Below are 23294 nucleotides of genomic sequence, written 5' to 3' on the forward strand. Positions count from 1 at the left end.
GTTTAGTTACAAAAACCCATACGGTTAATTATACTCAAAAAAGGACCTCTTGAGTAGCATTTTCACCGCCACTTTAAAAATTCATCATTTAAGCCTAACTGTAACATGCTGAGTACAGCGTTGCCAATGGATAACAGCCTGCCCGGCGGTGACTTTTGAAGAGCGTTCAGGGTAACCGAGTCTGGATACACGTTTAGATGTGGCGAATTCACGATATGTCTGGAAGATACACGATAAACGTCGCCGGATTAATGATATCTCCCTTCCGGATCCACCAAATAAAGAGCTGACGAATTTTTATGGAGAACTTTTTACGATTTATGGAGAACTTCGGGCACTTTATGCAGACTTTTCCGCCATTTATAAAGAACTTCCCGTCATTTATGCAGACTTCAGGCACTTTTAAAGAGAATTCGTCACTGTTCGACACAAACAACAGACAGAAGACCCCTTCTCCCAGAAAAGAGGCCTCCACCACTCAAACGTATCCTTTTTCTTTTAACGAAACAAACTGCTGATCCCCGATAATCACGTGATCGAGAATTTCAATTCCGAGAACGTTCCCGCACTCCACCAGGCGCTTCGTCACATCGATGTCCTCCCGGCTCGGTGAACTGTCCCCACTCGGGTGGTTATGAAGGCACACAATGGACGCAGCCGAATAGCGGAACGCTTCTTTGAACACCTCTCTCGGATGCACGATCGAGGCATTTAGACTTCCGATAAACACCGTATGCTTGTAGATTACCTGATTTTTGGTGTTCAGATACAGGCAGACAAAGTGTTCCTGAGTAAGGTGCCTCATGTCATCCATCACAAAATTGGCCACATCCTCAGGAGACCGGATCGCATAGCGTTCTTCGGTTGGGAGGTTGTGAATCCGCCGGCCGAGCTCGATGGCTGCTTTCAGCTGAACCGCCTTCGCATTTCCGATTCCATGAATATCAATAAATTCGTTAATCGAAGCGTCTTTAAGAAGCTTCAGCCCGTCAAAGTGTCTGAGGACCCTGCCGGATAACTGAAGAACCGACTCCTCTTTCGTTCCGGAGCTTAAAATAAGGGCAATCAGCTCCTGGTTTGTCAGCGCATTCGGCCCTTCCTGAAGCATCCTTTCCCGGGGGCGCTCACTTTTTGGCACATCCCGGATCATCATCATTTCTGACACACACGTCACCCTTTCGCTCTTGGGAATGACGATGGCACTGCGTCCATGAAGGCTAGTGCGATGATGATTTACGCTTGCCAGTCACCCACAATGTCAAACTCTCTTAACACGCGGATCGTTTTCGCCAGAGGCAGCCCTACGATGGCAAAGTAATCTCCTGATATGCGTTCAACCAGGACAGCGCCAAGGCCCTGAATTCCGTAGCTTCCCGCTTTATCAAAAGGTTCGCCGCTCTTAATGTAGCCGTCGATTTCTTCATCTGAGAGGTCATAAAACTGCACGCTCGCTTTTTCGCAAACGGTACGGGTCTTATCTCCGGAGAGAACTGCCACTCCGGTGAATACTTCGTGGGTGCGCCCTGAAAGCATACGAAGCATGTCCCGGGCTTCCTTTTTGTCTGAAGGCTTTCCAAGAACGCGCCCGTCAATGGACACAACCGTGTCCGAACCAAGAACGACGTTTTCCGGGTTCTTCTTAAACACCGCTTCGGCTTTTTGCATCGCCAAAGAAACGACGAGCTCTTCCGGAGATAAAGTTGGATCTGTCTTTTCTTCTACTTGACTGGAAATAGTGTGGAAGGGGATGCCTGCCTGCTCGAGCAGTTTCTTCCGGCGAGGTGATTGTGAGGCGAGTATCAATCGGGTCATCAAAATTCCTCCTGACAGCGTAACGATCCGACGTCTTAAGAGGCACCTTCAGCATACCACAAAAAACGACAACCCTACGCAAAAGTAAGTATGGTCAGACCTCCATCTTCCAGGGGTCTGACCCTCTGTGATTTGTTCACATACTGATTATTCCCCGAATAGGAGTTCGGAGGCGGCGATGCCTGGTTTGGTCATTTCTTTTGGATCGAGAATCTTATCGAGCTCTTCTCTTGTAAGAATGCCCCGCTCGATGCAGATTTCCCGGACACTCATGTTCGTTGTGATCGCTTCTTTGGCAATACGGGCTGCTGTTTCATAACCCACGTGCGGGTTGATAGCGGTGATAATCCCTACGCTCGTTTCCACCATTTCACGGCAGCGCTCCACGTTCGCAGTGATTCCTTCCACTGCATATTCACGGAACACACTGATGCCGTTTTGCAGAATTGAAAATGACTGAAGAAGGTTGAATACAAGAACCGGCTCCATGACATTCAGTTCAAGCTGTCCTGCTTCCGACGCAAGGCTGATCGTATGGTCGTTACCGATCACCTGGAAGGAGATCTGGTTGATCACTTCACACATTACCGGGTTTACTTTCCCCGGCATGATCGATGAACCGGCCTGGCGCGGCGGCAGATTAATTTCGTTAAAACCCGTGCGCGGACCCGAGCTCATGAGGCGAAGGTCGTTGGCAATCTTGGACATGTTAATCGCAAGGATTTTCATGGCACCAGACAGCTGGGTATACGCGTCCGTGTTCTGCGTGGCATCCACAAGATCCTCGGCACTGTGAAACGGCATATTCATGTCTTCAGCCAGGTACTCCGTCACCTTTGTAATATACTCTGGCATAGCGTTCAGGCCTGTCCCTACCGCCGTTGCACCCATGTTGATTTCATAAAGGTGGTCAACGGAGTTCTGAATCCGTTTTAAGTCCCTGCTCAGCATACGGCGGTAGGAACCGAATTCCTGCCCGAGACGGATCGGCACCGCATCCTGAAGGTGGGTCCGGCCCATTTTGATGACATTATCAAATTCCTGCTCCTTTGATTTGAGTGTTTCAATGAGTTCATTCAGCGCTGTAATCAGCCCTTGGCTTAAGTTCAGACAGGCAATGTGAATCGCTGTCGGGAATGTATCGTTTGTGGACTGAGCCATATTTACGTGGGTATTCGGACTCACCTTTATGTATTCGCCTTTTTTACCGCCGAGCAGCTCGATGGCACGGTTGGCGATCACTTCGTTGGCATTCATGTTAAATGATGTGCCGGCGCCTCCCTGAATACTGTCTACGATAAAGTGATCGTTCAGCTTTCCGTCGATCACTTCCTGTGCGGCGTTCATAATTGCTCCGGCAATATCTTTGTTTAAAACGCCCACGTGACTGTTTGCCCGTGCAGCTGCTTTTTTTACAAACCCAAAGGCACGGATTAATTCCACGTGTGGCGGGTAGCCTGTAATCGGGAAGTTCTCCTTTGCCCGGACCGTCTGGATGCCGTAATATGCGTCAGCGGGAATTTCCTTTTCTCCCATCAAATCGCGTTCAACTCTTGTATGTTCTGTCATGTCGGTTTCATCTCCCTGGTTCTTTCAGTGCTTCTTTGTTTCTCTTTACTTAGTTGTAAAGCCTCATCCCGCAGCCTTGCCATCTGGTGGCTGGTGTACAGGTCTGCGCTACCATAGCTAATTGTATATAAAAATCTTCCTTAATGTAAGTGCTATCTTTTAGTATGAACGGAAAGATTAGGAGGTATCAGTGAACCTGTGCGGATTTATCGATCTATATTTTGAGTTTATCAACCACTGTTGAAGATTTATCGACCCTTTATCTTATTTTATCAACCTCTGATTACAATATTTCGCCATTCGACAAATTCTCCCGCAAATAAATCAACCGGCCCCATTCGCGGGACCGGTTGATCTTTTATTCAAGCTCTTTCACAAGTTTTTCATACAATATGGTGCTTTCAAGAAGGCGCTGCTGGAGGTCCCAGCCGGTAGCGTCTTCATCCTGGAGCTTTTCCACAGCTTCTCCGGTTTTGGCGGTCCAGCTTGTGGCGGCTGCGATGACAGCGTCTGATTCATCCAGGGCTTCGAGCTGCACCTTCCATTCGTTCCAGGCACCTGCCAGGCTGTTCGCTTTTCCGGCTGAAACATCTGCTTCACTGAGTGTTACTCCGACCCCAAGCTGCACAAGCTCGTCCACGAGCTGGGTGCCGGCGTACAAATACTCTGCTGTTTCTTCTGAGACGCCTGCGTCACTGGAAATGAGGTAGGCTTTCGTGTATGTTTCCCTGCCGACGCTTTGATACACCTGGGCTAACTCGTCACTGTTTGCCTTCGACGGCGCAATGCCCATAAACAGATACATAGGCTCTGTGTGATCTGTCAAAATGGCAGGGTAACCTTCCGACCTCATGGTTTGAACAGTTTCCTGTCCTTTTTCCGAAGTCGTAAATGCCCCGCCCTGCACGACGTGAACGGTCAGGTTCGGGATGCCGCCGGTGAATGTGTCGTCGGTGATTGAGCCGACCGGTTGTAAGGCAGTTGGTTCCTGGACCGCACCGGCGGTTTCGATTTCCGGAGCGGCTGAGCTTGCCTGATCCATTTCGCTTGTTGAAAAAAGCGTGAGGAGCATGAGCCCGAAGCCTGTCCCGACAATGATCGCGCTCATGACGATGGCGAGCATCCTCCCAGGGAGACGCAGGTTCGGCCATGAAAAGGTGCGTCTTGTGGGACGCTTTTTCTTTCGTTTGTTTGGTGGAAGCTTTGGTGCTCTGTCCCGGTTTCCGTCGTCCCAGAAGGGCAGGCTCAGAGCTGTTTTTTCTTTGCGGCGTTCTTCAAAATCTACTATATTGGTTTCTGGTTCCGCTTTTTCAGGGGGCTCGTGTTCGGCGAGCACCCAGTGAAAAGCGTCATCGTCTCGGTTATTGTCCTCGGTTGCTGCAGTCTCGGACTGGACGTCTTCATCATCGTCGCGGAAAATAATCGTCTTTTCGCCATTCATCCGAATCGTTATGACATTTTTTTTATCCAACGCGCCCAAACCCCTTTCACGGTGATCGTTATACTTTACTCTATTAACTAGCACCGATTGGTAGAACCCTTAAATTCGTCTGCGGCGTTAAAAGGATTGGATTTTTAGTTAGTCAAGAAATGGCTGGTCCCGGTCTTCGTATGATGGATAGTCGGCTTTCGGTGCTTCGTGCTCCAGGTCAGACAGGGGCGGGTAATAGTATGATGACACAACAACGTGAAAATCGAGATGATCTTCTCCGTCGATGATCATCCGTTCATCGTCCGTGTCTTCCTTTGTGAAGTAAACCGATTCAATTTTGGCAATCCGTGTAAGATTGTCGAGCTCGTCGAGAAAGCGGACGAGGTGGGCATACGTATCTACACGAACGTCCATGGCTGCGGTCTGCTTGTACATTCCTTCGATTTCATCGCCTCGCCACTCGTCTCCCACAAGGTCACGTTCATCTTCTTCGGTAACAGATTCTTCCTCTTCCGTTTCTTCTTCCTCTTCGTCACGGGTCACTTCCACGTCTTCTGCAACTGCCGGTGGACTGCTCATTTCAAGCATTTCATAAACGGTTTCGTCTTTTTCCATTGTCATGTTCATCATGCGCACACCGGACACTTCTTCGGCCATGTTGATGTCCATAATAAACTGGTCGGTCAACGGTACGACCGGAAGCCGGCGCTGAAGTTCCGTGGAGGTAACCGTGCGGCCTGCCTGTTCCTGAATCATGGCTGATTTTTCTGCTTCGAGCTGTTTAATCATTTGTTCTTCCTGATACACATTCGTGACAGTCGTGTCCCTGGCCTCAAGTTTCGGACTCAGAAAGGACGTAAAGGCCAGTGCGCAAAAGGCGATTACCGCAACTCCTGCCACAAGGCTGTAAATAAGGAGACGATTTGTGCTCATCATTGATCACCGCCTCCTGTTTCATCTGTTTCAAATTCAAGGTCAAGGTCGATTTCTCCGTTGTCTATCTCTTCGTCGTCCACAGTCTGATTCCCTTCATCATTTGTGTCGATTTCGAGATCCAGCTCAAGATCCATATCGATATTCACGTCGGTGTCATCCTCTTCTCTTCCAGGAGGGCCGGGTTCATCTCCCGTCGGTTCATCAGATTCAGCGTCCTCACCGTGGGCACGAACAGCGTCAGGGTTGATGGTGATCATCATGGCCGCCGTGTAGTGGGGAAGATAAACCTCGGACTGGGCCGGCTGGGTAAAGAATGTTGTTTCTTCTTCCTCTTCCTCGTCCTCTCCGGTCATGTCTTCTCCGTCGATCCGGTGAAGGGTCACCTGTGAAATGAGGGCTGACTCTTCAAGTGACTGATGGTAATAGGCTAAATCACGCATCTCATAAAACGCGGCTTCGATATACACATCAAAAGGAAAGCCGTAGTCATATTCCACAAGGTACCCTTCAGGGGGCATCCGGGTGACCACTTCGTGAAGGACGGCAGACGCCGGTGTCGTTTTTCCTTCAAGTTTTTCAATCCAAAGACTGAGCTGTGCCTGATCCGCATTGGACAGGTTATGTATTTCCTGTTCGATTTCCGCTGAAGCAATTTTGTTTTCTGTCAGAATCGTCTCTGCTTCGGCAATGTCTTGCTCCACATTCGACCCGAGTATGGCAAACACGGCCGCGGCCAGGAAGCATGCGAGAAAAAATCCTCCGATTACATAAAGAAGAGAGCGGTCTTTTTGTTCTTTTTTAGGCAGTAAATTAATTTCAACTGGCATGACAGCAACTACACCTCTTTTTTCAACAACAGCCCTACCGTTTCATGATAACGTTCAGGAATATTTGTATCGGAATTTGAGACTCTGAGATTGGTCCGGTCATAGCGGTGGACGGGGATGTCAAACTGAAGACTCATGTCTTCTTCAAAGCGGGAAAGGTACGGGTGATCCCCGCCGATACACACTTTTGTGAGACTTTTTTCTCCTTTATGGTAGGAGGATTCGTAATAGTTTCTGAGTTTTCGGATATCGGTAAGCACATCCTGCCACGAAAAAATGATTTCTTCTTCGCTTCCGGTCCATTCGTAAATCAGTTCGTCTTCAATCGTTTCCACGCGCCACTGCTGGCTGTCAAGCTCCCACTCCATATGGCGGGTCACGACCGGCGTGTCTTTATTGAATACCGTCACAAGGACGTGGCTCGGAAAAGCGTGAACTGTAAGAAGATGCTCTTCTGGCCCGCCGTAGCGCGCTCCTTCGTAAAACCGGTAAAAAGCTAATGGCGCTACATCTGCGGCCAGGGGCTTCACCTTGCATGCTTCAAAAAGTTTCGTATACTCGGCGACCGTATCTTCCGGAGCTGCCACTAAAAGGAGATGCCGTTTTTTTTCATCCGCGTCACGCTCTGCCCAGTCAAAGGCAGGTTCTTCAAATGGGAGATGAAGCTTTTCGCCGAGCTCCATATACAGGTGACCGGTCGTTTCTTCGTCTTTCACTGTACTGTCCACACTGTGCTCTCGGATGACGAACAGGGAGTCCGGGACGGTAAAAACGACTTTCTGCTTCTTCAGGTTCCAGGTGTCCACGCATTCCTGAAAGATCGTAACCAGGGTGTCCCATTCCTTGATCCGGCCGTTTTCCACAACGCCTTTGGGAAGGTAGCGTTCCCCGAAGTCGGACACGCTTTCAAGTGATTCATTCTTGCCGCGGACGTAGCGGATGACGTGATCTTTAATCGTCACGGCAGTCCACGTCTGTTTTTTTATTTTCAGCATAGTAAACCCTCACTTCTGCTCATTAAAAGATCTTCATATACCAGTTCCAGATTTGTATTCCGTAAAAATAAACGATGATCGAACCAAGGGCGATCGATGGTCCGAAGGGGATCGATGATTTCCGGTTCATCCCTTTGAACAGGACCCCGAAAATGCCGATGACGGCACCGATCAGAGAAGCAAAAAAGATACTCATTAATACACCTGGAAAACCGAGCACGACGCCGATGACGGCATACAGCTTCACATCTCCCCCCCCCATTCCTCCTCTGGATAAAACGGCAAGGGCAAAGAGAATCCCAAACCCCGTAAGCATCCCTACGATCGGGATCCACCATGGATACAGGTCTGCCACGGTGAGTCTGAGGAGCAAGAGAGGGATAAAGAAAAACATGAGCACCTTGTTGAGGATCAGGTAGCTCGTTAAATCACTCACTGTGATGATGACCAGCATGGAAACAAACAGAAGACTTACAATCAGCTCAAAGCTGAATCCCCAGTGGAGATAGCTTAACAGAAACAGTCCGCCGGTGGCTGTTTCCATCAGGGGATAAAGAGGTGATACTCTCTTGCTGCAGTCTTTGCACTTTCCCCGGAGAAAGATGTAGGACACAACGGGAATCAGCTCCCAGGCAGACAGGGTGTGCCCGCATTCCGGGCAGCGTGACCGTGGCTTGATGATGGATTCCTTGTTCGGCATCCTCATTCCTACTACGTTAAAAAAAGAGCCGAAAATCAATCCGAATAAAAACACATAAACACTAATGAGGATCTCCAATCGTCACCACCAGCACTTTCTATTAGTCGAAAAAAATGGAATCTACTACTATTATAGGGGTTTTTAGGAGAGGAAGGAACAGGTAAATATAATAATAAAAAATAATCAGAAAAAGCCTGATAGATGAACAATATAAGTTCTACTATCAGGCATTTAAATTATTACCCTTCTAAACTCTCTAATTTCAATTTGCTGGTTGAGTAATAATTCCTCTTCCTTTTTCGCGTATTTCTTCAATGTTTTCATTAACAATGACAGTTCCAAGAGTAATTGTATAGGTAATATTGCCATCGGATTCACCAATTACAACCTTAGCTTGACTATAAGACCCACCGTCGGGGTTTTTAGGTACTGACTCTATATATCCCTCACTACTTAGTTTCTCCGCAGTAATCTCACCTGTCCCGGGATTACTAGTGACATATAATCTTGCAGCATTTGCTAAAGTTTCTGCATTCGCAATATGCGCATCCTTCTTCGAGTTATCAATAATCCCGCCAATCGCCGGAATTGCAATCGCTGCGATGATCCCCAAAATAACGATTACTGCAAGCAGCTCTACCAACGTTAATCCTTTTTCGTTCCTCATCATTTTACGCAATTTCAGTTTGTACTTGTTCACTTTAGTGAACCTCCTTCTGCATTTTAATTTCGCTGTTTTCAAATTATCGGATTGCGCTTAGAGGATTTTGCAGCCGGAATGCCCGAAACTCCTGCGGAAGGCTCACCGGCATCCCCGCGGAAAGCGAAGGGCATGGAGGCTGCAAATAAAATCCTCAATGGCTTTACCAGCGACTGCAACAACCAAATCGAAAACAACATTCTTACTGAAATAAAAAAACCGGCATATTCACAAATAAGAGGAGTGCTTGTACATAAGAAGTCCTCTCTTCGCTGCATCTGCCGGTTGCACTACTCGCTCCACACCGCCCAAGTGCCCATATACAGACGGTGTTTCATAGCTTTCATTCGTTTATTCGTTCACTATAGTAGTAGTATAGTTTATATTTCCTATTATTAAAAGCCTAAAATCTCAATAAAATAAAAATATTTACTAGTTTTCTATGAATTTTTACCCAATGGTGTCAAAGATCTCAAACATCGGTATGGCAATCGCCGCAACAATGACTCCGACCACGACAGCAAGGCCCACAATTAACAAAGGTTCGATGGCGGTTTTCAGTCTTTCAGTTGCCTGATCTACTTCGGCTTCGTAAAAGTCAGCGACCTTTCCGAGCATGGAATCGAGGCTTCCTGTTTTTTCCCCTACGACTACCATCTGCGTCACGAGGGGCGGAAAAATCCAGTGCCGCTCCATCGGGTCGGCCATGGATTCTCCTTTTTCAAGAGAATTACGTGAATCCCGGATCACTCTGGCCAGCACTTCATTTCCTACAACCCGCTCTACGATAGACGTGGCATGAAGAACAGGCACAGAGCTTGAAAACAGGGAACTCAGGGTCCTGGACATCCGGGCGATGGCTGCCTTTTGAAGAAGAGAGCCAAAAATCGGCAGCTTCAACAGGCCGTAGTCCAGGTAATATTTATAGCGCTTGTCCCGCGCCATTAGCGCAACCCCCACTCCGGAGAGCACCACCACTAACAACAGAAGCCATGCATAGCTTTGGAGCACATCCCCGATTGTTAACACAAATGCTGTAATCCACGGAAGGTCAGAGCCGAAGCTTGCGAACATATCTGCAAAGGTCGGCACCACAAAAGCCAAAAGGAAAATGACTACACCGACGGCGACCACTCCAACCACAGCTGGATACGAGACAGCCGAGATGACCTTTTGTTTCGTGGCGTGCTGCTTTTCATAGTACACAGCGAGACGGTCGAGAATCTCTTCAATGTTCCCTCCCGCTTCCCCGGCCTTGAGCATGTTCGTAAAAAGAGGCGGAAAGACATGACGCTGTTTTTCAGCCGCATCAGAGAAGGTCGAACCTGTACGGATATCTTCACTCACGGAAACAAGCCCTTCTTTTAAGAGCTTGTTTGAGGTTTGTTTAGCCAAAAGCTCGATGCTGTCCACGAGGGAAAGACCGGCATGAAGGAGCGTTGAAAACTGGCGTAAAAAGATGACGAGATCATTTGTGGTCACTTTTTGAAACAGTGTCACATCTTTATAGAGCCAACTGTCCAGATGCTTAATTTCCATGACATTGACGCCTTTTTGCTTCAGCTTCACTCTCGCATCTTTTTCTGAATCACTTTTTAATTTGCCATTAACAAGAACGCCGTTCCGGTTTCTGCCTCGGTAACGATACATTGCCATAGTCATCTACCCACTTATGTAATAGGATGCCGCATCCCGGTCGATTTGCCGTTCGCGAAGGAGTTCATTCACGCTCATTTCAAGGGTCTGCATCCCTTGGGCCCGGTTCGTCTGAAGGACGGTCGGGATTTGAAAAATCTTTTCGGTCCTGATCAGGTTTTTCACTGCACTGTTGTTGAGTAAAATCTCAGTCGCCGCCACCCGTCCCCTGCCGTTTGAGGTTTTCAGCAGCCGCTGGGAAACGACGGCTGTGAGCACGGATGCGAGCTGAATCCGGATCTGCCCCTGTTGTTCGGGAGGAAATACATCAATAATCCGTTCAATCGTGTTTGCCGCATCGGTTGTATGGAGGGTTCCTAAAACGAGGTGTCCTGTTTCCGCTGCCGTTACAGCGGTGGCAATCGTTTCAAGGTCACGCATTTCCCCTACTAAAATGACATCCGGATCCTGGCGGAGGGAGGCTCTTAAGCCGTTGGCGAAGTTCTTCGTATCAAACCCCACTTCCCGCTGATCAATGATGGAATTGCCGTGCTTATGTAAGTATTCGATTGGATCTTCCAGTGTGATGATATGACGTTTCATCGTCCGGTTCATATGATTGACCATGGCAGCAAGGGTCGTCGATTTTCCCGATCCCGTCGGACCGGTCACAAGGACAAGTCCCTGGGGTTTTGCTGCAATGTCTTTTAATACGCCTGGCATGTTGAGGTCATCAAGTGTCGGAATGGAAGTCGGAACAATCCGCACAGCGAGGCTGATGCATGACCGTTGGAAGTATACGTTAATACGGAACCTCGAAATCCCTGGTATGCCGTATGAAAAATCGATCTCTCCCTTTGATTCAAAAAGCTCCCACATCTCCTCCGGCATAATGGCCCGGGCCATTTCTCCGGTTATATCCGGTGTGAGAACGTCGTATTCGTGCTGGACGAGTTCTCCGTTGATCCTGAAAACCGGCCTGACGCCGACAGTGAGGTGGACGTCCGAGGCGCCCAGTTCGTATGCTGATACGAGTAGATTTTCCAAACGCTCTTTCACTGCACACTGCCCCCTTTACTAATCATCCAAAGCCACACGGAGAACTTCTTCAAGCGTGGTTTCTCCTTTTTTCGCCTTAAGAAGCCCGTCTTCAATTAAAAAGATCATGTCATTTTTCAGAACGTGTTCCTTAATGGTGGTCATCGGCTTGTTGTTAAGGACGAGTTTGCGAAGCTCATCGTCGATCACAAGGACTTCATGAATCGCCATTCTCCCTTTGTAGCCGGTATCGTTACAGAGCTTACATCCTCTGCCGCGGTAAAGGTTATCCACGTCAATGCCCCGTTTTACAAACCATTTCAGCTCCTGTTCAGTAGGCTCGTACGTTTCTGAGCATTCCGGACATACCCGTCTGACAAGTCGCTGTGCAACCACACCTGTCAAAGACGACATCACAAGAAAGGGCTCCACGCCCATATCAATCAGCCTTGGAATCGTAGATAAGGCACTGTTTGTATGAAGGGTGCTCATGACGAGGTGACCGGTCAGTGAGGCCCGGACGGCAATCTCGGCCGTTTCCCGGTCCCGGATTTCCCCGACCATGACAATGTTCGGGTCCTGGCGGAGCATCGAGCGGAGACCAGCCGCAAACGTCAGGCCTACCTTTGCATTCACCTGCACCTGGTTGATCCCTTCCATCTGATACTCTACCGGGTCTTCTATGGTCATAATGTTGACCTCATCGTCATTCAAGGCATTGAGCCCTGCATAAAGGGTAGACGTTTTCCCCGAACCCGTGGGGCCAGTAATGAGGACCATTCCCGACGGACGGCTCAACAAGTTTTCAAAGTGCTCTTTGTTCACTATATTGAACCCAAGGTCGCCGATACGCGTCACGGCCTGGCTCATATCGAGAATACGCACAACGATTTTTTCCCCGTAAACCGTAGGGAGTGTGGAGATTCTTAAGTCCACCTGACGCTTGTCCATACTCACTTTGACCCGGCCGTCCTGGGGAAGGCGGGTTTCTGTTATATTCAGGTTAGCCATGATTTTCACTCGGGCCACAAGGGCATTCTGAAAATGCTTCGGCAGTGCCTGTTCGGTACGCAAAATACCGTCAATCCGGTAACGGACAAGAATTTTCGTTTCATGGGGGTCGACGTGAACGTCACTGGCTTCTTTTTGGAGAGCCGCTGCGAAGAGTTGATTCACAAGTCGGATGACCGGTGCATCTTCCTCTTCGTCAATGGACTGGCTTTCCCGTTGGGCAGGTTCTTCTTCCGTTTCCTCCACCGCAAACTCTTTCATAGAAGGTTCGAGCTCATAGTACTTGTAAATACTCTGCTGAATATCTTTTTTTGATGCGATGGACGGCTCAATGGAAAAACCCGTATGCATCCTTAAGTCATCAATAGCCACGTAATCCATCGGATCAGCCATGGCCACCCTGAGCTTATCCCCTTCTTTTTGAAAGGGAAGCACAAGGTGGCGCTTGGCCATGTCTTTTGGCACAAGGTTCGTGAGCTGGCTGTCCACGGGGTGGCGGCTCAGGGTCACGTGGGGAATTCCGAGCTGGAATTCCAGCACTTCAATGAGCTGTGTTTCTGTTACGAGCCCATGCTCGAGCAGGGCATCCCCCAGCTTCTGGGACCGTCTCTTTGCTGAAACCGTCTTTTCAACCTGCTCTTTTGTTACGACTCCTGCTTCGACTAAAATGTCTCCTAAACGGCGGTGTTTCGTCCTCATCGTTTCCTCCCTCGCGACCTAGTAGCCTTTAATATCGATGTCTTCTTCTTCGTACTCACCGGACTCCTGTCCCGGCGGGAGGCTGCTGTCTGAGTCCTGTCCCGGTTGGGAAGGGGGGAATCCATTTCCTGGTCCGGAGCCGCCTTGTCCCGGCTGCGTACCGGTTCCGTTCCCGCTGCCATTGCCCGGTTCAAAAGGATTTGTTCCTGATCCTCCCGGTGTCTGATTGTTGTTTTCAGAAGGAGGCCACTGACTGTTGTTACCCGGATCTGCAGGGTCGGACCCATTCTGTCCGTTTCCATTCCACTGGTTGTTATTATCCTGGTCCTGTTCACCGTTGCCCCACGGATCCCCGTTATCGTCACTGCCCCATGGATCGTTATCATCTCCATTACCGAAGGGATCGTCGTCCTGACCGTTGTTCCCCCAAGGATCTCCATTATCACCGTTGTCTCCATCCGGATCAGCTGGATCGAAGATGAAGTCCTCATCTTCTTCCTCTTCCGTTATCCGCTCTTCAATGCTCCATTCCTCAAGACGGTTTTGGGCCGTATAGTAATCTTCAGAGACGGTTTCTCTTTCGGGTTCTTCTTCATCCCAGCGGGCAATCGTACGTACCGTTCTTGCCTGATATCCCGGTGCCCCGTTATCAATCACAGCCCGGTCACCTTCCGTTCTCTGACTGGAAAAACGGACGCGTGTTTTAGGTTCAATTTCAGCTGTCTGCTCCACTTCTACACGAATGTCGTAAGGGAGAGGCAGACCATGCAGCTCTGCTGTGAGCTGGTTGTTTTCCATTCTTAAATGCAGGTCATAGCCGCTGGCGTTCGGATTAAAAAAAACAAGATTTCGCTCAAATGGAACGACATTGGCATCAAACCCGAGAGGAACGCCATCAAGAAGCTCATGACGCTGAGAACGCTCAAGTACTTCGAAGTTACTCCACAGAAGCGCTTCATAAACGGCTGATGCAAGGACAACCAGGTCTTCACTTTTTACCGGATCAAGCCCCCGTTCCTCCATCGTACCGAGAAGTGAAAACGTCCCTTCTGCCGGAATCGTCACGTGATCCATAGCACTGACCCACGCCATCAGCTGTTCACTATGGGTAACACTTCGGTTCGCAGTCTGAATAAGCCCTTCCATTGGTTTTACTTCTTCGTATAAATAATCATGGACATGCTTTACTGTATCCTCTGCCGGCAAAAAGGCAACTTCAGCTTCAAGGTCAAGGGCAAGAGCTTCTGTATTTGTCTTATGTGCAGGATCTTCTGCAAAAACAAAAAGGGATAACTGCTTCTTCAACTCTGACTCATCCGCTCTCACAATGATCCCGTTTTCATACCCTTCCCCTGCAAACACCTGCTCAACGGTGGTGTCCACGTCAAAAGTAAACATGTCGTTTGGAAGGGTAATCGTCTCGTCATACCAAGTGAGAGTGACAGAAGCCTCCTCCTGCCATGCATTAATTTCCCCCTCCAGGGCAGCCGCCGCTTCCTCTTCACTCATTTCACTGACGTCTACACTTGCGAGCTGGGTTTCCCTATCCAGCCTGTCTTTTTCCCACCACGTGCTGTAAACCAGCGTACCTGTATAAGAAAAAAGGGAAAGAAACGCGACACTTCCGACCAAAACGAGCAATGTTGCGGCAAACCATTCATGAAACTTCATGACGTTTCCTCCTGAGAATGTATTTTTACTGATCACGATCAAGTGATTCAAAAAGACGCTGCCTTCTCTTATGAAGAGACTGTTCGCTTTGTTTTTCATTGTCCGGGACCGGTTTTCCCTCCCGGTTTCCCTGTCCAAGAGGTCGTTTATGTACAACTGCTGATTTCTGTGTCGTTTCTTTCTTCTCTTCAACAGACACCGTTTCATCTTTTTTTATAATCGGTGACTCCTTTACCGGCGCTGCCTTAGCAGGCTCTTTGAGGGACTTTTCCCCTTCCTCTTTGTCCCCAACCGGATAATCGTCATCTTCTGAACCATAACCTGTTTTTTTCATTCGGGAACTTACAATCAAAGAGATTAGCAAAAGGACCGTAAACAGTACAACCACAGCTACCCACCAGGGATAAAGACTGATCAGGCTGAACGCCCCTGCAGTAAGGAGGCCTGCCCCCACCACGAGAAGAGCCGTGACTTTACGGCTGAAAACGGATGGCAAAAACATCATTATGGGAATCAGTAACAATGTGCCGGCTGCAACAAACAAGTACTCTACCATAACGTCACCTACTTTGCCTCTTAAAAATTCTGAAAGTTTTTTCTGATATTTTCATTTTATACCAGACTTTCCAACAATGAAAGGATACGGGGTGCGGTTTTCCGCATAATTTTTCCATTGTTCCCTTAACAGATAGGTATTTCGACACCTGTCGCAAAAAAAAGAGGACGACCCGGACGTTTTCGTCCCTCTGGGTCCTCCTCTTATGAAAACTGCGCCACCCGGTTGCGCCCCTGTTGTTTCGCTCCTGTATACATAGCCCGGTCCGCATTCCTGAGAACGGCCATTGCAGTCTCGTCCGGCTCAGACTTTCCTGCCACGCCAATACTGGCCGTAATGTTAATGAGCGATTCGTTCCCTTCACTAAGATCATTCTCCACAACAAACGGTTGGTTCTCCAACGCCTGGCGAAGGGTCTCTGCAAGACTGCGGGCAAAAGAAAGGTTTGTATCTTCAATTAAGACGACGAACTCCTCTCCCCCGTATCTTGCTACTGTACCTGCGCTGCCGACCGTGTTGGTAAGAACATCAGCAACCTGACAGAGCACTTCATTGCCGCTATGGTGTCCATATGTATCATTGACTCTTTTAAAATGATCGAGATCGAGAAGAATAATGGCAAATTGCTGATCTTCCGAAGTACCTTTATCGAATTTTTCCAGAAGGAGGTTCTCAAAATACCGGAAATTATAAAGGTTTGTAAGGGCACAGCGTTCGCTTTCTTTCTTCTTCATTTCATAGTTCCTTGCATTTTGAACAGCTACTGCCAGATAGTTTGCCATAAACTCAAGAATCATGACGTGGCGTTTTTCAAACACTCTTTTTCTCCCTGATGTAAGAGTAATAACAGCCACGCATTCCTGGTTACGCATGACAGGAACACTGATCACAGACTCTGTGTCACTCAAAATATCCTGTGTTTCTACTTCCTGCCACTGTTTATACGATTGAAAATGCAGGGTCTCACTCGTCTGACTTACTTTCAGACTGAGCTTATCCACCTGTCTGCCTTCAACAGATTCAGTCGAATTCCTGAATCTCAACCCGTCTTTTGGGTTGTAGTCATATACATGAACCGCATCCACAGGAAAAATCGTTTGCACATGGTCCATAAACAGATCGATGATTTTATCCACACTGAGGTTTTCATTCACTTGATAACCATACGAACTTACTTTTTTCAAAAGGCCATTCGTTGTTTCTGAATTATGGAACTGACGCAGGATCAGGCTTACACTCACAAAAGGAATACCCATGATTAAAATTGCCATAAATCCAATCTGGTTGTAGAGCATAGCAACGGTTAGACCCACGGGCACAATCATCACCGCTGAAAAGGCTTCCCACTTAAGCCCCTCATCCCAAAAGCTGACGTCCCGCTTCGTAAGGTACTTGATGGCCACATAAATAAACAAATGGTTTGTAATAAAAAACGTCAGTGCATATCCTGCAGCAGGAATAACCACGTCTGCGGTCATCCGCTCCATGCTCCCTGTGGTTCCGCCGAGAAGATAGAAGACTCCGGCTGAAACCATGGATACACCGAGAAAAATAACAGAGTTAAACGGAATACGGTAAATCTCTTTTTTCGAGAGTCTCAGCATGAGAAGAGCTGTAAACAGAGCAAGCTGTGTAACAGCCATCTCTGCAATAAGGCCGAACTGCAGGAATACAGCCAGTGCAATTCCGTGAAGAGGAATGAGCGACGTGCTTTTTATCCTTATCGGAAACAATGAAACGAGGATAATAAGAACTGCAAAAGAAAGAAGGCCGGTAACGTTCTCACCGGGAAACGCCCGAAAATGATCAACGATAAAAAAAACAAAGACGGGAAACACAATAAACCAAATTGCCCAGACAGCTTGCTTCCGCTCTCTTTCCAAGGCGATCCCTCTCTTTCCAATGCCAGTGTAAGTTTTCCACCTTCCGGGTAAAAAGATGGATGAATTTTCCACGATCAGTATGTTGTTCTCATCTTATCACAAGTCGTTCACTATTGTTAATACTAATGTCTCAATTTTTGGAACATTTTTATAAAGGTACACCTGATTGGTGGGTATATACTACCATTATCATGTCAGATATTGACGGACCTGGCCGATGAATTTCTGGGACCCTGTAATAATAAGTGGCTGGTTGTTTTTCTCCAGCCATGACCGGACATCGTCTACCGCTGTAATTTCATTCAACTGAAGCTGATCGATTGAAGCTGCGCGTTCATCATCAAATGAGGTCACCAACACCTCTGAAAAACTCTCCCTAAGCATCTGAAGCATCTGTTTGTAGTCTTTATCTTTCATCACACCGAATAAAACGTTAAAATCAGTGTCCTGGTAGCGTGCTTTTATTGTTTTCGCAAGAGCTTCAATGGCCTGGGGATTGTGGGCTGTATCCAACAGAACCACCGGGTTTTTACTTACCTTCTCCAGGCGTCCCGGCATCACCGCCTGCTTTATCCCATTACGAATGGCCTCATCATCGACCATCATGGCATAGTATTGTTTCATGTAATCAATGGCCATAATCCCAAGTGCTGCGTTAGTCACCTGGTGATCGCCTGGCATTAGCGTTGAGAGGTTTTTCAGATCCTTGTAAGAAGAGCTGTATTGAAAGGTGGTTTCATCTTTTTTCCGCTCTTCAATTGTGATTTTGGCGGCCTTCCCTGCCTCGTAAACTTTCGTATGCTTAAGGCGGGCTTCTTCTTTTATTACGTCCAGCGCTTCTCCCTGTACTGCAGTAAATACAGGCACCCCCGACTTTATAACCCCGGCTTTTTCCCGGGAAATAACCCGAATCGTGTCACCAAGCCATGCTTCGTGATCCATGCCTACGGTTGTAATAATAGAAACGAGAGGCACAATCACATTTGTGGCATCTCGTCGTCCCCCCATGCCTGTTTCAATAATGGCAATGTCAACCGGCTTCATTGTGGAAAAATAATAGAGAGCGGCTGCGGTCATCCGTTCAAATTCCGTCACCACAGACCCGAGATCGGTTTCTGTTTCTTTTATAGCGGGAGCGATTTCACTGAGACATTTTTCAAGTTCCGATTCACGGATGTGTTCCCCGTTAATGGCGATCTGCTCTGCCGGTGTATCCCAGTACGGTGATGTGTATGTCCCTGTAATGAAGCCCGCTTCCTTAAGCATTTCCCTGAGATATGCGGTTGTTGACCCTTTCCCGTTTGTTCCGGCAACGTGGATCGTTTTGACTCTTCGCTCCGGGTGGCGGAGTTTTTCCATTAAAAGCTCGACTCGTTCAAGACCAAGATTAATTTTAGACATATGATGTGATCAATCCTTTCTTTCCTGCGAAAAAATCGTAGTTTTGTTAAACTAAAATAATAACCTAAGTCCATTTTGAAGAAACGATATCCAAATTGCAACGAACGAAGGAGAAAAGAGATGCGCTACGGATGGCTTGTTTATAACAGCAGTTTACTTACACCTAAATTTCTCGATTACGGGAAGTGGATGCAGCGGGCAGCGGAGGCGGCCGGGATCACACTGGACCTGGTTTTAAACAGTGAGGTTCTTGTCATGATTGACCGAAACGGCGAGCGGAAATTACGATTCCCCGGTCACCTTCATCGTCCTGATTTTGTTCATTACGCCGATAAGGACCTCCACCTTGCCAGGCACCTTGAAGCGACAGGTATTCCGCTTTTTAACAGAAGCCGTGCAATCGAGATCTGTGACAATAAAGCGCTCATGCACACTGCTCTTGCAGGCAGTGCCGTTCCTGTACCAAGAACGATCATTGCCCCGAAAGTGTTCGACGGCTGTGTACAGGGAAACGACACGTTTATTGAACAAATCGTGGGAGAGCTCGGTCTGCCGGTAATTGTGAAAGAAGCGTACGGATCGTTTGGAGAGCAGGTATATAAAGCAGATACAGAGGAGCGGTTACGTAAATTAATTACTGAAATCGGTAGTAAAGAAGCGGTCTTTCAGGAGATGGTCCGGTCAAGTGAGGGAAAAGATGTCCGGCTTAATGTTGTGGGCAGCCAGGTTGTTGCGGCGATGAAGCGCACGTCGGAGGTCGATTTCCGGGCAAACGTCACAGCCGGGGGAACGACGGAGCCTTATGATCCTTCCCCCGAGGAAGAAGCGCTGGCTGTCCTTGCTGCCAAAGTAGCAGGAGCGGATTTTGCCGGGGTTGATTTACTGTTCGGCGAGGACGGCCCGGTGCTTTGCGAGATTAATTCCAATCCTCATATTAGAAGTATTTATGAGTGTACCGAAGTGGATGTGGCGCCTCGGATGATTGAGTATATTGCGGAGAAGGTTTACAGATAGAAATGGAGCTGCCTGGGATCAGGCGGTTCTTTTTTTGTGAGGGGGAGTTTTGTTGAGAGGAGAATTATTGCAGTTTAAGGAAGAATTAATTCGCTTTTGGGCAGAATTATTGCGGTTTAAAGAAGAATTAATCCGCTTACGGGAAGAATCATTCCATCTTAGGGTAGAATCAGCCCCCACACACACTAAATAAGGCCCCCTCTCAAAAAGAGAGGGTGGCCCGCTGGTTAATTCTTCAGCTCTGCGATTCGCGCGTCGACTTTATCGCGCTGCTCGAGATAATCTTTTTCTTTTTCACGCTCGGCTTCAACAACGGCATCCGGTGCTTTCGCTACGAATCCTTCGTTGCCAAGCTTCTTCTGAACACGCATTACCTCCTGGTCGAGGCGTTTTCGCTCTCCCTCAAGACGCTCGACTTCTGCTTCGAGATCCAGAAGTCCTGCAAGCGGCAGGTAAAGCTCAACGCCGCTCAGTACGCTGCTCATGGATTTTTCAGGGGCTGCGAGGTCCACAGCCATTTTAAGGTCGCTCGGACGGCAGAAGCGCTCGATGTAGGACTGTCCGCGCTCAAGCTGGCCTAAAATCTCACTGTTACCCGCATTGATCTGAAGCTCAACTTCTTTACTCATCGGTACGTTCAGCTCAGCACGGGTGTTTCGAACGGAACGGATGATGCCTTGCAGAAGCTCCATATCTTTAACCGCCTGATCGTTCATCAGGACTTCATCTTTCACCGGCCATTTCGCAACAGTGATGGATTCTCCTTCGTGAGGAAGGTGCTGCCAGATTTCTTCTGTGATGAACGGCATGAACGGGTGAAGCAAACGTAACGTTTGATCCAGTGTATAGGCAAGAACGGAACGGGTTGTGTGCTTCGCTTCCTCGTCTTCCCCATTCAATGGCAGTTTCGCCATTTCAATGTACCAGTCACAGAAGTCATCCCAGATGAAGTTGTAAAGGGCACGGCCCACTTCACCAAACTCGTAGGCGTCGATGTTTTTTGTTACATGCTCTACCGTTTCCTGAAGACGGGTTAAAATCCACTCATCGGCAATTGATTTTTTACCGCTAAGGTCAATTTCCTCGTACTTCAGGCCGTCCATGTTCATCAGTGCAAAACGGGATGCGTTCCAGATCTTGTTTCCGAAGTTCCAGTTTGCCTCGACTTTTTCCCAGTAGAAGCGCAAGTCGTGGCCTGGTGAGCTTCCTGTAGACAGGAAGAAACGAAGGGCATCGGCACCGTACTTGTCGATAACATCCATCGGATCGACACCGTTTCCGAGTGACTTACTCATCTTACGGCCTTCCCCGTCACGAACAAGTCCATGAATGAGTACGTCTTTAAATGGACGCTCGCCGGTAAACTGAAGCCCTTGGAAAATCATACGGCTTACCCAGAACTGGATAATGTCGTAGCCCGTTACGAGAACATCACCCGGGTAAAAGCGCTTGTAGTCAGCCGCCTCGTCGTCAGGCCAGCCCATCGTGGAGAACGGCCACAATGCAGATGAGAACCATGTGTCAAGAACGTCTTCGTCCTGCTCCCAGTTCTCAATGTCTTCCGGCTCGTCACGGCCAACGTAAAGCTCTCCTGTTTCTTTGTGGTACCAGGCCGGGATACGGTGGCCCCACCAAAGCTGACGTGAAATACACCAGTCACGGATGTTCTCAATCCAGTGCATGTATGTTTTTTCAAAACGGTCAGGTACAAAGTTGACTTTTCCTTCGCCTTTTTGAAGCTCAATCGCCTGCTCCGCAAGTGGTCCCATCTTAACGAACCACTGTGTGGACAAGTAAGGTTCAACGACTGCGTTACTTCGCTCTGAGTGACCAACGGAGTGCATGTGGTCTTCAATATTAAACAGTACCCCTTCGTCCTGAAGATCCTTTACAATCTGCTTACGGCATTCAAAACGATCCATGCCCTCGTATTTGCCGGCTTTATCGTTCATCACGCCGCCTTCGTCCATTACAAGAACCCGTTCAAGGTTATGGCGGTTCCCGATCTCAAAGTCGTTCGGGTCGTGAGCCGGTGTAATTTTCACTGCACCGGAACCAAACTCCATATCTACATAATCATCCGCAACGATCTCGATTTCCCGGCCGACAATCGGAAGTCTTACTTTCTTGCCGATGAGGTGCTGGTAGCGCTCGTCTTTCGGGTGAACCGCAACTGCCGTATCTCCGAGCATCGTCTCCGGACGGGTAGTTGCCACTTCAATGTGCCCGCTGCCGTCAGCTAGCGGATACTTCATGTGGTAAAAAGCACCTTGTACGTCTTTGTGAATAACTTCGATATCAGAAAGAGCCGTCTTCGTCTGGGGATCCCAGTTGATGATGTACTCGCCGCGGTAAATGAGCCCTTCTTCGTAAAGCCTTACAAATACTTCACGAACCGCATCAGACAGTCCAGAATCCAGGGTAAAACGCTCACGGGAATAGTCGAGGCTGAGGCCGAGCTTTGACCACTGCTGACGGATAAAGTCCGCATACTCCTCTTTCCACTCCCAGGACTTCTCGAGAAACTTCTCTCGGCCGAGGTCGTGCCGGGAAATGCCTTCCTCACGCATTTTCCCTTCTACTTTAGCCTGGGTTGCAATTCCTGCGTGGTCCATACCCGGCAGCCAGAGGGCATCATACCCCTGCATACGCTTCGTACGGATCAGAATGTCCTGTAACGTCGTATCCCAGGCGTGACCGAGGTGCAGTCTTCCTGTTACATTCGGAGGTGGAATCACAATCGTGTAAGGCTTTTTGTTCTCATCTCCTGTTGCTTCAAAAAACTTTCCGTTTACCCAGTACGGATACCACTTGGCTTCAGTTGCCTGCGGATCGTACTTCGGGGGCATTGTTGTTTCGTTGTTCATGTTTATTCCTCCTTTGATATAGAAAGCTTTGCATACAAGTCGGGAAGTGCCTTATGCCATTCCCCAAGCGATACTCTCTCTCACGGTCTGCAAGCCTTTTGAACACAAAAAAGCCCCCTTCGTCAAAGGACGAAGAGAGCTGACGCTTCTCGCGGTACCACCTTTGTTTACACTGCCCGAAAAAATGCAGTGTACACTCAAGTGACCATAACGGGGTCTGCCGGCTTTAACTACTCACCTTAAAGTATGGCGTTCACAAAAGCAACTCCGGGGCGACCTTCCATCCCTGCATCCAAGAAAGCCTTTCAGCTAATGGCTTTCCTCTCTGGTGGTTTCAAGATGTACTCTTCCCCATCACGGTTATTAACTATCGTTATTTTACTCTATGCCTTCCGAACTTTCAATAGGCAGAAGCACAATCTTTACAATCATCATCACCTATTTTTTATTTTATATACCTCTTTGCTGCTCGCCCTAATCTCATAATCCCGGACCTATACACACATTTCACCGCCTTCGCATAAACTGACAGCAGACAGAGCCCGGAA

The 23294-nt window shown here is 48.3% G+C and carries 20 protein-coding genes, 1 riboswitch and 1 other annotated feature; of the genes, 3 read left to right on the forward strand and 17 right to left on the reverse strand.

What is annotated here, in order from left to right; translation table 11 throughout:
- Nucleotides 1–199: 199 nt before the first annotated feature.
- Entirely contained in the window at nt 200–406 is a 207-nt protein-coding gene (locus tag EBO34_RS20470) for a hypothetical protein (RefSeq protein ID WP_142996784.1), read from the forward strand.
- A gap of 72 nt (nt 407–478) precedes the next feature.
- On the opposite strand, the gene radC is transcribed toward EBO34_RS20470, so the two are convergent.
- The 16 genes from radC to EBO34_RS09945 all read right to left on the reverse strand — a co-directional run bounded on the left by radC (nt 479) and on the right by EBO34_RS09945 (nt 18865).
- Entirely contained in the window at nt 479–1156 is a 678-nt protein-coding gene (gene radC, locus EBO34_RS09875) for a RadC family protein (protein WP_142996788.1), read from the reverse strand.
- A gap of 77 nt (nt 1157–1233) precedes the next feature.
- On the reverse strand, nt 1234–1812 hold the full coding sequence (locus EBO34_RS09880) for a Maf family protein (RefSeq protein WP_122897776.1): 579 nt from the start codon (nt 1810–1812) through the stop codon (nt 1234–1236).
- 147 nt (nt 1813–1959) lie between these two features.
- On the reverse strand, nt 1960–3381 hold the full coding sequence (gene aspA, locus EBO34_RS09885; RefSeq protein WP_122897778.1) for an aspartate ammonia-lyase: 1422 nt from the start codon (nt 3379–3381) through the stop codon (nt 1960–1962).
- Nucleotides 3382–3739: 358 nt separating this feature from the next.
- A complete protein-coding gene (locus EBO34_RS09890; protein WP_122897780.1) occupies nt 3740–4852 on the reverse strand; it encodes a hypothetical protein in 1113 nt (370 codons plus the stop codon).
- A 108-nt stretch (nt 4853–4960) separates the two neighbouring features.
- Nucleotides 4961–5749, reverse strand: coding sequence for a hypothetical protein (locus EBO34_RS09895; RefSeq protein ID WP_122897782.1), 789 nt, complete (start codon nt 5747–5749; stop codon nt 4961–4963).
- Nucleotides 5746–6576 carry a PilN domain-containing protein gene (locus EBO34_RS09900; RefSeq protein WP_122897784.1) on the reverse strand — a complete coding sequence of 277 codons (831 nt, stop codon included), beginning with the start codon at nt 6574–6576 and terminating at the stop codon, nt 5746–5748. The genes EBO34_RS09895 and EBO34_RS09900 overlap by 4 nt, the downstream gene beginning before the upstream one ends.
- 8 nt (nt 6577–6584) lie before the next feature.
- Complete coding sequence (gene pilM / locus EBO34_RS09905) at nt 6585–7571, reverse strand: type IV pilus biogenesis protein PilM (RefSeq protein ID WP_122897786.1); 987 nt, start codon at nt 7569–7571, stop codon at nt 6585–6587.
- A 22-nt stretch (nt 7572–7593) separates the two neighbouring features.
- On the reverse strand, nt 7594–8349 hold the full coding sequence (locus EBO34_RS09910) for a prepilin peptidase (RefSeq protein ID WP_122897788.1): 756 nt from the start codon (nt 8347–8349) through the stop codon (nt 7594–7596).
- 184 nt (nt 8350–8533) lie between these two features.
- Nucleotides 8534–8971 (reverse strand): prepilin-type N-terminal cleavage/methylation domain-containing protein, encoded by a 438-nt coding sequence (locus EBO34_RS09915; RefSeq protein ID WP_429699423.1) that lies wholly within the window; start codon nt 8969–8971, stop codon nt 8534–8536.
- 275 nt (nt 8972–9246) lie between these two features.
- Nucleotides 9247–9325, reverse strand: a riboswitch (cyclic di-GMP riboswitch).
- A 96-nt stretch (nt 9326–9421) separates the two neighbouring features.
- A complete protein-coding gene (locus tag EBO34_RS09920; RefSeq protein ID WP_122897790.1) occupies nt 9422–10627 on the reverse strand; it encodes a type II secretion system F family protein in 1206 nt (401 codons plus the stop codon).
- Nucleotides 10628–10633: 6 nt separating this feature from the next.
- Nucleotides 10634–11665, reverse strand: coding sequence for a type IV pilus twitching motility protein PilT (locus EBO34_RS09925; protein ID WP_122897792.1), 1032 nt, complete (start codon nt 11663–11665; stop codon nt 10634–10636).
- A gap of 18 nt (nt 11666–11683) precedes the next feature.
- Nucleotides 11684–13354: a GspE/PulE family protein gene (locus tag EBO34_RS09930; RefSeq protein ID WP_122897794.1), complete on the reverse strand. Its 1671-nt coding sequence runs from the start codon at nt 13352–13354 to the stop codon at nt 11684–11686.
- Between the two features lie 18 nt (nt 13355–13372).
- Entirely contained in the window at nt 13373–15025 is a 1653-nt protein-coding gene (locus EBO34_RS09935; RefSeq protein ID WP_183163800.1) for a G5 domain-containing protein, read from the reverse strand.
- Between the two features lie 25 nt (nt 15026–15050).
- Nucleotides 15051–15581, reverse strand: a complete 531-nt coding sequence (locus EBO34_RS20680; protein ID WP_183163801.1) for a hypothetical protein — start codon at nt 15579–15581, stop codon at nt 15051–15053.
- Nucleotides 15582–15784: 203 nt separating this feature from the next.
- Nucleotides 15785–17464, reverse strand: coding sequence for a sensor domain-containing diguanylate cyclase (locus EBO34_RS09940; protein ID WP_122897798.1), 1680 nt, complete (start codon nt 17462–17464; stop codon nt 15785–15787).
- Between the two features lie 189 nt (nt 17465–17653).
- Nucleotides 17654–18865, reverse strand: a complete 1212-nt coding sequence (locus EBO34_RS09945) for a bifunctional folylpolyglutamate synthase/dihydrofolate synthase (protein ID WP_122897800.1) — start codon at nt 18863–18865, stop codon at nt 17654–17656.
- Nucleotides 18866–18985: 120 nt separating this feature from the next.
- Between EBO34_RS09945 and EBO34_RS09950 the strand changes: the two genes are divergently transcribed.
- Entirely contained in the window at nt 18986–19879 is an 894-nt protein-coding gene (locus tag EBO34_RS09950; RefSeq protein WP_122897802.1) for an ATP-grasp domain-containing protein, read from the forward strand.
- A gap of 52 nt (nt 19880–19931) precedes the next feature.
- Nucleotides 19932–20072, forward strand: coding sequence for a hypothetical protein (locus EBO34_RS20685; protein WP_183163802.1), 141 nt, complete (start codon nt 19932–19934; stop codon nt 20070–20072).
- Between the two features lie 34 nt (nt 20073–20106).
- On the opposite strand, the gene EBO34_RS09955 is transcribed toward EBO34_RS20685, so the two are convergent.
- Nucleotides 20107–22746: a valine--tRNA ligase gene (locus EBO34_RS09955; protein WP_122897804.1), complete on the reverse strand. Its 2640-nt coding sequence runs from the start codon at nt 22744–22746 to the stop codon at nt 20107–20109.
- Nucleotides 22747–22868: 122 nt separating this feature from the next.
- Nucleotides 22869–23113, reverse strand: a binding site (T-box leader).
- Nucleotides 23114–23294 lie beyond the last annotated feature (181 nt).

Source organism: Alteribacter keqinensis (genome assembly GCF_003710255.1).
In the GTDB taxonomy this organism is placed as follows: Bacteria; Bacillota; Bacilli; order Bacillales; family Salisediminibacteriaceae; genus Alteribacter; species Alteribacter keqinensis.